General features: G+C 40.6%; 9 protein-coding genes and 2 pseudogenes. 8 read left to right on the top strand and 3 right to left on the bottom strand.

What is annotated here, in order from left to right; genetic code table 11:
• Positions 1-157, top strand: a pseudogene (locus tag N0824_RS21830) (HNH endonuclease); the annotation flags it as partial.
• A 79-nt stretch (positions 158-236) separates the two neighbouring features.
• Here the strand turns inward: N0824_RS21830 and N0824_RS03490 are convergent.
• A pseudogene (locus tag N0824_RS03490) lies at positions 237-1,001 on the bottom strand (tail length tape measure protein); the annotation flags it as partial.
• A 233-nt stretch (positions 1,002-1,234) separates the two neighbouring features.
• Between N0824_RS03490 and N0824_RS03485 the strand changes: the two are divergent.
• From N0824_RS03485 to N0824_RS03465, 5 genes are all read left to right on the top strand, one after another.
• Entirely contained in the window at positions 1,235-1,642 is a 408-nt protein-coding gene (locus N0824_RS03485; RefSeq protein ID WP_233256343.1) for a VWA domain-containing protein, read from the top strand.
• A 281-nt stretch (positions 1,643-1,923) separates the two neighbouring features.
• A complete protein-coding gene (locus tag N0824_RS03480; RefSeq protein WP_108935720.1) occupies positions 1,924-3,516 on the top strand; it encodes a hypothetical protein in 1,593 nt (530 codons plus the stop codon).
• A 249-nt stretch (positions 3,517-3,765) separates the two neighbouring features.
• The gene (locus tag N0824_RS03475) at positions 3,766-4,404 is read left to right on the top strand and encodes a DUF2834 domain-containing protein (RefSeq protein ID WP_108935719.1); all 639 of its coding nucleotides are present in this window, start codon (positions 3,766-3,768) and stop codon (positions 4,402-4,404) included.
• A 153-nt stretch (positions 4,405-4,557) separates the two neighbouring features.
• A complete protein-coding gene (locus N0824_RS03470) occupies positions 4,558-4,851 on the top strand; it encodes a hypothetical protein (RefSeq protein ID WP_002733401.1) in 294 nt (97 codons plus the stop codon).
• 2 nt (positions 4,852-4,853) lie between these two features.
• A complete protein-coding gene (locus N0824_RS03465) occupies positions 4,854-5,372 on the top strand; it encodes a low molecular weight protein-tyrosine-phosphatase (protein WP_108935723.1) in 519 nt (172 codons plus the stop codon).
• A 14-nt stretch (positions 5,373-5,386) separates the two neighbouring features.
• Here the strand turns inward: N0824_RS03465 and N0824_RS03460 are convergent, their stop codons facing one another.
• Positions 5,387-6,043: a response regulator transcription factor gene (locus tag N0824_RS03460; protein ID WP_002731853.1), complete on the bottom strand. Its 657-nt coding sequence runs from the start codon at positions 6,041-6,043 to the stop codon at positions 5,387-5,389.
• Between the two features lie 364 nt (positions 6,044-6,407).
• Between N0824_RS03460 and N0824_RS03455 the strand changes: the two genes are divergently transcribed.
• Together N0824_RS03455 and N0824_RS03450 are read left to right on the top strand one after the other, a co-directional pair.
• Positions 6,408-7,523: a branched-chain amino acid ABC transporter permease gene (locus tag N0824_RS03455; protein WP_108935718.1), complete on the top strand. Its 1,116-nt coding sequence runs from the start codon at positions 6,408-6,410 to the stop codon at positions 7,521-7,523.
• Positions 7,524-7,613: 90 nt separating this feature from the next.
• Positions 7,614-8,366 (top strand): ABC transporter ATP-binding protein, encoded by a 753-nt coding sequence (locus N0824_RS03450; protein ID WP_108935717.1) that lies wholly within the window; start codon positions 7,614-7,616, stop codon positions 8,364-8,366.
• Here N0824_RS03450 and hisH read toward each other — a convergent pair.
• Positions 8,355-8,993, bottom strand: a complete 639-nt coding sequence (gene hisH / locus N0824_RS03445; protein WP_052278185.1) for an imidazole glycerol phosphate synthase subunit HisH — start codon at positions 8,991-8,993, stop codon at positions 8,355-8,357. The two genes, N0824_RS03450 and hisH, sit on opposite strands and share 12 nt — an antisense overlap.
• Between the last annotated feature and the right edge of the window lie 56 nt (positions 8,994-9,049).

Here is a 9,049-nt window from a genome sequence, read left to right as displayed (position 1 = left end):
GGAAAGGATGAGTATAAAAACCTTCAAATACTACACCGCCACTGTCACGACGAAAAATCAGCTTCCGATGGAAGCCTCGATATAACCACAAGGAAATTATCACAGGCAACCACAGAGAAGTCAAGCGGTATCCTTAACAAGGGAACAGTCAAACTAGGAGCCGTGTGAGGTGAAAGTCTCACGCACGGTTCTGAATGGGAGGGGAGGTCGGTGACGACCTTCTCGACCCCTAATCTTACCCAGACAACATTCTCAATCCCCCAACCCTTTCTGACTTTCTCAATTTGTCCGCTTAAAGTAGCACCTTCTGAGGTGTTTCCTTCAAATACTTCTAATGCTATCGGACAACCCTTAGCTGAACATAACAAACCAAAAACTATCTGAGTTTCCCCTTTCTTTTTATCTCGATTATAACTATATTTTTCCAGTTCACAACCATTGCCTTCTAGGTAAGTAGAAGTGACATCATACAAGACTAATGTGCCTGATTCTAAGTGTTTAAGTGCTAGGTGTTTCTCAATTTTCTCTTGTTTTTCTAATAACCAATCTAAGGCGTTATATAATTCCTCTTCATCGGCTTTTTCTAAGTCTAACAATTGTCCTAAACTCTGACTGCCAGTCTCACTATTAAACCCTCTCGCTGTGGCTAGTTTCGATTTAGGATTGATGATTCTTGCCACAATCATCGCCACCACTAAGTTTCTGATTCGTGAGGATTTTTCACTGATTATTTTATCTAAACCCAATTTTTTAATCGTCTCTAAAATAGCCATTACATGACCATGAGGAAGACTTCTAATCACTTCAAAATTATTGGGAATGCCTTCATTCATGGACAGTGTTGCCCCTTTAAGAGCCAGTTTTAGATTGTCGATAATATCATCGGGTAATTTTGAGAGATTGGCCAGGGTTCTTTTTTTGACTTGATCTCCTTCTCGGTAGGACTCCCGAAGAAGAACGGCGGGGGGAGAATTACGGTTAGGAACTTTTTCTATATACATGACTACTATTCTAGCAAATGGAGAGAATTCTTGTCCATTAAAAAATGTTACAAATTACATGGGTACATTAAGAAAAGTTAAGGGGGTGCATCCATTGATGGATAAGGGTTTTCGGCTATTATGGTATATATGTATGGGGGAAGTTCAGATATAATAGGACAAAAAGTAAATAATCCCAATTGCTAAAACTCCCATAGTTCCCCCAGTTCAAAAATTTAGGAGGCTTGAAAAAAATGCCGATTGGTGTGGCTGAATTTGTCGAAAATCAGGAAAATCGCTGTCCTGTGGTATTACTACTAGATACGTCTGGTTCAATGGAAGGGGAACCGATTAAGGCTCTCAATGATGGTATCAAAACCTTTCAGGAGGATGTGATGCGGGATATGCAAGCGACGTTGAGCGTAGAAACCGCTATTGTTACCTTTGGTAATGGAGGGGTTAAAACCGTGCAAGATTTTGTCGGAATTCACCAATTTACGCCACCTACTTTAACCGCAGGAGACTTAACTACCATGGGAAAAGCGATTGAATTGGCCTTAGATTTAATCGAAGATCGTAAAGCGATTTATAGAAATAATGGTATCCAATATTATCGCCCCTGGATATTTTTAAGTAGGTGGGTGGAATTAAATATAAAATGAACGTAGGTTGGGTTGAAGCATGAAACCCAACGCCCGCATGGGTTACGCTACCGCTAACCCATCCTACAAATAATTGTGCCTACCTACTTAACCCATTTCTAGCAACAATTAGAAAGAAAAAAATTTTAACCTCAGATAAGATGCGTTACCTTTGATTAATGCAGCCTACAAGATCTACAAGGTGGAGAGCCGACTATAAACCCAAACGTTTATTTTCTAGTTGTCTCATCTCTGTTTAGGCGTTTTCGGTTTACCATAGTCAAAGTGTGCTTTCTAGGCTAATGACTTTGACTAAAACCCCCGTGAGCAGAAACCGTCGTTTTTCCCTACGCAATCTCTTTGAGACTTGCATGGCCCTATTGGTATTATGTAATTATATTCTGGTTATTTTCGATTTAACCTATATTCCCCTGCGAGATTTTTGGTTACAGGGACGCTTGCAAATAACTTTGTTAAGATTTAATGAACCAATAAAACTCGGGCCGATTGCCTTTCAAGAATTACAAATACCTCCCGACAAACCCCTAGAAATTCCCTTTGTTAGAGGAATCGCTAAGTATGATGTGGTGAAAGGAATTAAACCCTATCGTAGTACCAGTGAATATTTAGATACGGTTAATAAACTTAATCAAATAATTAATCAAAAGCTCTTTAAACCAGAGTTTAATCTGCAAGAATATCGCCAAGAGATTGAGAAAGTTTTAGATAATTTGCGCCAAAAAAGTGTCAATATGGTCGATAATAATCCCTTTGCCTCGGCGGAGAAAACTGGAACTTTAGAGAAGATTAAAAATAAAATGCGCTTGCGGGTTTTTAAAACAGAAAATGTTTCTGCAAAAGCAGCCTTTCAGAAGTTTTGGACTTGGGATTATCTCAGTCAAAATGGCTGGGAAAAAGAGTTGAAGTTTTTTAATCAAGAAATTCAACCTTTAATAGAAACTAATTATTTTCGTCCCCTAGGAGAAGATGGGAGACCGATAGATAACTTTGAGGCGATCGATTTTTTCTTTGGAACCATCTTTTTCTGGGAATTTATGCTGAGAACTTGGTGGATTGCTCGCACTCATAAAGGTCTGCGTTGGCGCGAGGCTATGTTATGGCGATGGTATGATATTTTTCTGTTTATTCCTATCTGGAGATGGTTGCGATTTATTCCTACCGGTATTCGCCTAGATCAAGTTAAAATTATTAACTTAAGGTTGATTAAAGAACAGGCAGTTAAAGGCTTAGTTGCGCTAATTTCTAAAGATATTACTGAGATAATTCTCCTGAGAATCATTAATAAAATTCAGGAATATATCCGACGGGGACAAGTGGAGAAATTTCTCGATAAATCCCTTAATGGTGGCTATAATAATCTCAATGATATTAATGAAGTTATCGAAATTTTTCGGTTAGTAGTTAATAGCACCGTTGACAAGGTTTTACCGCAAGTTAAACCAGAAGCAGAAGCTTTAATTAAATACAATATCGAGAAAATTCTCAGTCAAACTCCCGCTTATCAGAGCTTATTGCGATTACCCGGCATGAAAGGGTTAAAAACTGACTTGAGCAATCGCTTATCTAGTCAATTGTATCAATCCTTTGTTAACATAGCTGAAAAGATTACCCAGGAAGACGAAGTTTTTGAGCGTTTATTACAGCAATTAGTCCAGCGTTTCGGGCAATCTCTCGCCGGGGAATTACAATCCCGTCACAGTCTAGAAAGAATCGAGATGTTATTAATTATCTTCCTAGAAGAAGTCAAATTAAACTATGTACAAGAATTCTCGGATGAAGACTTAGAAACTATCCTCGAACAAACTCGCTTACTCCACTCTAAAAGTGCAGAAATTACCCCAGGAGAAACCATGAATCCCCGTCGTCTTCCCTAAAAATTAAGTAGCTGGTTATAATTAAATTAAAAATGGATTTTAGGTTCGATCCCCCCTGCCCCCCTTGATAAGGGGGGTGCCGATAGGCGGGGGGATCTCCCAGCTTGATAAGGGGAGTGTCTGATAATTTTTAACGCCTACCTACTTAGTGATCATTAATTAGGTAATCTTGCTTGATCTTTTGATCACTTTTCTACTAAAATATGTGCTGAAGACCCGATTACTAAATTATCCTAATTATCTACTCCCATGTTAACAAAAATTATTCTCGGTTTACTTTGGTTATGCTTCGGATTATACGCTTTTTTACTAGCACCCCCCGACCAACCAGATACAATGAATTTAATTATCAATCTTTCCACTGGCAAATGGCAAGATATTAACCCGTTAATTATCGCTCTTTTCAACCTGATGGGAGTTTGGCCACTTATCTACACTAGCCTTTTAATTATCGATGGTCGTGACCAAAAAATCATCGCTTGGCCCTTTGCTTTTGCCTCCTTTGCTGTGGGTGCTTTCGCCATTTTACCCTATCTAACCCTCCGTCAACCCAACAGCAATTTTACTGGTAAAAAAAATCTGGTCATTAAACTTTTAGACTCACCTTTGTTAGGAGTAATTGCCCTAATTACTGCGGCAATTTTAATCGCTTACGGATTAATCAACGGCAATTGGTCTGATTTTTGGTATCAGTGGCAAACTAGCCGTTTTATTAATGTTATGAGTTTAGATTTCTGTCTTTTAACCCTATTATGTCCAATTTTGCTGCAAGATGATCTAACCCGACGGGGATTAAAAAATCCTTTCCTGTTGCCGGTAATTTCCCTATTGCCGCTAGTCGGTGCAGCAATTTATTTAATTATTCGTCCTCGCTTAGGGGAGAATTAAGGGTAAATTGCCTTGGGGAAACTCGGCCTAGTTATCAGTTGTTTTTTCACTATTTATTGACAAGAGAAGTTCATATTTAACAGAAATTATGCTGAGGTTCCCCTAAAATACGAGGAAAGAGATTAATGTCCAGATTAGAAGGAGTGTTTAACCTTGTTAGAGAGTCAAAAACCACCTCGGATTTACTGCTTTCAAGCTGATTATCTTGCCTCCCAACAATTTAACCCCCAAGAGATTCCCGCTTGGTTATCCTTAGAGGTAAACTGGCAGGGTTATAGAATTCATACCCTACCTTGGGTAGCAGACGTAGCTAGGGTATTAGGATTATTAGCGATCGAAGATACTCCCCAAGGGTGGCAAGATTATTTAGAAAGCTTGGGATTAGCCAAAATTAGGTTAATGGACAGCGAGGAGTTTTTTGAGGATAAATCTTTATCGGGATGTTAAAAATGCCCTATAATTGGCAATTTAGTGATGATTCTACCGGTCAATTTATGCCCTATAAACTACTCTTCGTCTGTTTAGGAAATATCTGTCGTTCTCCCGCTGCCGAGAATATCATGACTTATCTGATTGAACAAGAAGGATTAAGTAATAAAATCCTCTGTGATTCTGCGGGGACTGCCGGTTATCATATCGGTTCTCCTCCCGATTCTCGCATGAATACGGCGGCCAAAAAACGCGGTATTCCTCTGCAAGGGACAGCCAGACAATTTACCCGCGAAGATTTCGAGAATTTTGATCTAATCTTAGCCATGGATAAAGCCAATTATCAAGATATTTTATCCCTAGATCGGACAGGAAAATATCAAGAAAAGGTCAAGTTAATGTGTGACTATGCTCGTTATCACCCAGAAAAAGAAGTTCCCGATCCCTACTACGGTGGTCGTGAAGGTTTTGACCGCGTAATCGAGCTACTTTTAGACTCCTGTGGCAGTCTTTTAGAGGAAGTAAAAAACAAAATTTAAGTTTTTTATTTCAGCTAATCGATTAATCTATGTTCGAGGGAAAAACGAACCAATTCGGCGCGATTGTTAGTAATTGTTTTTCTGAGTAAACTACTAACATATTTCTCGATCGTGCGAGAACTAAGATGCAGTTTTTGCCCAATTTCACTATTAGAAAGTCCCCGGGCTAAATGTTCTAACACTTCCCGCTCGCGATTAGTTAACTTAAAATCGTCCTGTAAAGAAGAAGTTAAAACATCCCTAGTTTTGGGGCTTTCTTCTGGTTTTAATTTCTGATATTGACGTTCACTTTGCACCATTTGCGATCGCTCTAAAAGATTGCGAATAACCGCTTTTAATTCCTCCATCTCAAAAGGTTTAGGCAGATAGATATCACAACCCACTTGATAACCGCGAATTCTTTCCTCTGTTGACCCTCTTTCGGTTAAAAAAATTACCGGCAATAACCTAAATTCTGGCTGTTGCCGCACCTTAGTCACCAAAGAATAACCGTCTAAACGCGGCATTTTGATATCCGATACCAAAAGATGGGGATGATAGGTATCCAATAAATTCAAAGCTTCCAAACCATTACTCGCCGCTACCACACTATAACCTGCTAATTCTAAATAGTCTTTGACCGCTAGGCGGATACCGGGGTCATCATCGGCAATTAGAATCAAAAGAGGCATAGAAATTAATAGGACAAGGTTTTTTCGGTATTGATAGCCTAGCACCCTCCGCTCGTCACAATTGTCCATCAAGCTACAGAGGCCGTTGTAACTGATATTATACTAGCAGTTAGCAATCAGCTTTTTCAGTAATCAGTAATCAGATGTGAGTTTTCAGCTTTTTCTCCCCAACTCCGGCACTCCCACACTCCCAACCCCTTTTTTACTTTTTACTTTGAAGATCATTTTTGAGTTATAGCGTTTCTTATAAGTATGAAGTATAACTGGATTGGGCATCGTCTCCTGATTCCTGACTCCTGACTTCTGGCTCCTGACTCCCGAAACCGAAAACTTTGTACCTCACTATTAAGATAATTGCCATAACATGACAGATTATTTAGTTTCCCTGACAATTTGGGCGGGTATTTATGCGATTTTTGCCCTCGGTTTAAATCTACAATGGGGATTTACTGGCTTAATTAACTTTGGTCAGGTTGCTTTTGCCACTTTAGGGGCTTATGCAACGGTTTTATTAACTTTACAGGGTGTACCGATGATTTTTGCCGCCATTGTCGGGGCGCTCCTAGGGGCATTGTTGGGATTAGCCATCGGTTTTTCCACCCTGAGATTAAGAGCCGATTATCTAGCGATTGTCACCATCGGGGTGTCTGAGTTAATTCGTTTGCTGGTGCTTAACGAGGATTGGTTAACGAAAGGCAGTTTCGGACTACAACGTTATCCCCTACCTTTGGATATAAATCCCAGTTTTCCCCTCAAATTATTAATTATTGCCCTGTTTACCCTGCTTGCTATCTTTGCTCTCTGGCAATTGGGGCGCAATCTGCAACGACAATGGCGCGAAGCTGGGCAAATTAGCGGCAAAAGCTATCAACCGACGCAAAAGAGAGCTTTAATCTTTTGGGGGTTGTTAGGGGCGATAATACTGCTTTTTCTGTACATAAACGGTGTAATTGCCTTGAATGACTATAATTACAAAGCCGGGCTGATGGTGGTAGTTTTAGTCCTCCTCGCTCTCGTTTATACTGGTTTAGAATTACTTTTGCGATCGCCTTGGGGACGCATCCTCAAAGCTATCCGCGAAGATGAAGAAATTCCCCGGGCCTTGGGAAAAAATGTCTTTTGGTATAAGTTACAATCTTTGATGTTAGGCGGTGCGATCGCTGGTTTAGCTGGGGCTTTTTTAGCATGGCAATTAACCACCATTTACCCGACTAATTTTGAACCGTTATTGACTTTTAACGCTTGGATTATTATTATTCTCGGTGGCTCTGGTAGCAATGCCGGCACCTTACTAGGAGCAGTAATTTTCTGGGCTTACGATTCCCTAACTCGCTTTATTCTACCCCAATTAGATATTTTTAATGATAGCCAATTAGGGGCTTTAAGGATTATGATTATCGGTCTGCTGCTCATGGTTTTAATGATCTGGCGACCCCAGGGTATCCTCGGCAAAAAAGAGGAGTTAACTTTGGGAAAATAATTTCAGTTATCAGTTATCAGTTATCAGTTCATCGATTACTGTTCACTGAAAACACTTCCCACTTCATAATTCATAATTCATAATTTATATATGTTACTTTCTGCCAAAGGATTATCGAAAAGTTTTGGAGGCATTCGCGCCGTCAATAATGCTTATTTGGATGTGCCGCAGGGCAGTATCACCGGGTTAATCGGACCAAATGGAGCCGGAAAAACTACACTTTTTAACCTTTTATCTAATTTTATTCGCCCGGATAAAGGGGAAGTTTTTCTTGATGGTCAGCCCATTCATCAGCTGCCTCCCTATCAAATTGCCCTAAAAGGATGTGTAAGAACTTTTCAAGTCGCCAGGGTATTATCCCGATTAACGGTGTTAGAAAATATGCTCTTAGCTAGTCCGGGACAAACGGGCGAAAATTTTCTCAAAGTCTGGTTTCAGGGGGCAAAAATTCGCCAACAGGAACAGGAAAATCGTGCCAAAGCTTTGGAGATATTAGATTCGATCGGTCTGGGGGAAAAAGCGCACGATTATGCGGGAGCTTTATCGGGAGGACAGCGGAAATTATTAGAGATTGGCCGAGCGCTAATGACCGAGCCAAAATTAATTTTATTAGATGAACCTGCCGCCGGAGTTAATCCCACTTTAATCGGTCAAATCAGCGACCATATTATCGAATGGAATCGTCAGGGAATCACCTTTTTGATTATCGAGCATAATATGGATGTGATTATGTCCCTTTGTCACCACGTTTGGGTATTAGCAGAAGGGACAAATTTAGCCGATGGCATTCCCAGCGAAATCCAAAAAAACGAGCGGGTTTTAAAGGCTTATTTAGGAGACTAAAGCTAATTTTTGCACCTGTTGAACAAAGTTAGCCAGAATTTTTAAGCCATTAGTCGAGGATTTCTCCGGGTGAAACTGCACCGCTACCAAACGATCACGAGCGATCGCTGCCGTCACCGTTTGACTGCCATGGGTGACGGTGGCGGCAGTCAGATGACTATCAAGGGGATCGACATAATAGGAATGGACAAAATAGACGTGAGGGTGCGGGGGTAATCCCTGCCAAAGAGCATGATCCGGCTGGGTGAAGTCTAATTGATTCCAACCCATGTGGGGAATGGTAATGCCAGGTTCGGAGCGAAAACGGCGCACTGTCCCCGGAATAATCCCTAAACCCGCCTCTTGTCCTTCCTCTGATGAGTCAAAGAGAATTTGTAAACCGAGACAGATACCGAGAAAGGGTTTACCATTAGCGATCGCCGCTTTGATCGGTTTTTCGAGATGACGGCTGCGAATTTGCCGGACAGCAGGATCAAAAGAACCGACTCCGGGTAAGACAATAGCGTCAGCTTTTTCGAGATCTAGGGGAGAATCGGTAATTTTCGGCACTGCACCCACGGTTTCCAGTCCTTTACAGGCAGAGTGCAGATTTCCCATGTCATAATCGATGACAGCGATTAAGGTCATTGCTATATACTGATTGGGCGATGACCTTATTTTAGAACAATCACACTACTAAATTA

Origin of the sequence: Microcystis sp. 0824, assembly GCF_003112475.1 — a bacterium.
GTDB lineage: Bacteria > Cyanobacteriota > Cyanobacteriia > Cyanobacteriales > Microcystaceae > Microcystis > Microcystis aeruginosa_C.
This window is presented reverse-complemented; position numbering and strand designations above follow the sequence as displayed.

What these genes read in the sequence shown, in the direction of transcription:
- N0824_RS03485 (WP_233256343.1), top strand. Translation starts at nt 1,235, where the DNA reads ATGCCGATTGGTGTGGCTGAATTTGTCGAAAATCAGGAAAATCGCTGT.
- N0824_RS03480 (WP_108935720.1), top strand. Translation starts at nt 1,924, where the DNA reads ATGACTTTGACTAAAACCCCCGTGAGCAGAAACCGTCGTTTTTCCCTA.
- N0824_RS03475 (WP_108935719.1), top strand. Translation starts at nt 3,766, where the DNA reads ATGTTAACAAAAATTATTCTCGGTTTACTTTGGTTATGCTTCGGATTA.
- N0824_RS03465 (WP_108935723.1), top strand. Translation starts at nt 4,854, where the DNA reads ATGCCCTATAATTGGCAATTTAGTGATGATTCTACCGGTCAATTTATG.
- N0824_RS03460 (WP_002731853.1), bottom strand. Translation starts at nt 6,043, where the DNA reads ATGCCTCTTTTGATTCTAATTGCCGATGATGACCCCGGTATCCGCCTA.
- N0824_RS03455 (WP_108935718.1), top strand. Translation starts at nt 6,408, where the DNA reads ATGACAGATTATTTAGTTTCCCTGACAATTTGGGCGGGTATTTATGCG.
- N0824_RS03450 (WP_108935717.1), top strand. Translation starts at nt 7,614, where the DNA reads ATGTTACTTTCTGCCAAAGGATTATCGAAAAGTTTTGGAGGCATTCGC.
- hisH (WP_052278185.1), bottom strand. Translation starts at nt 8,993, where the DNA reads ATGACCTTAATCGCTGTCATCGATTATGACATGGGAAATCTGCACTCT.